At 61.7% G+C, this 486-nt stretch carries 1 protein-coding gene; it reads right to left on the bottom strand.

The window, feature by feature from the left end:
• Positions 1 to 486 (bottom strand): HNH endonuclease signature motif containing protein (locus HMPREF2734_RS09980; protein WP_141750479.1); only part of this gene is annotated, 486 nt, incomplete at both ends.

Here is a 486-nt window from a genome sequence, read left to right as displayed (position 1 = left end):
CCATTGCCCCGCGGTTGGTGTTTTTCACCGGATACCCGCGGGGTGAGATCCATACTGGGGCACCCCGCACCATGACGATCCGGCCGCGTTTCTTACGCCACGGGTCATCATCATTCACCCGATTGTGATAGCGACACAACGGCGCCAGGTTGCCAATGTTGGTCTCCCCGCCATGCCGCCAGGCCTCCACGTGGTGTAACTCGCACACGTCAGCTCCGTGACGGCAGCCAGGAAACGCACACACCGGGGAGACCAGCTTGGCCAGATCGCGCTGTTTCTGATTCGCCAAACGCTGCGTGCGATACAAGTTCACCGCACCGGCCTGCGGGTGAAACGCCGCTACCTCCAACGCGTCGCCGAACTGGGCGGCCAAAAACTCCGCACCGGTCATGGTGGTGCCATCAGTCATCGCCAACAGAACATCATCACCAGTGCCATCCAAGATGCGCAGATAATCCGGCAGCGGCACCAACACCGTGGGACGCG

Source organism: Corynebacterium sp. HMSC055D05, assembly GCF_001810365.1.
Taxonomy (GTDB): domain Bacteria; phylum Actinomycetota; class Actinomycetes; order Mycobacteriales; family Mycobacteriaceae; genus Corynebacterium; species Corynebacterium coyleae.
This window is presented reverse-complemented; position numbering and strand designations above follow the sequence as displayed.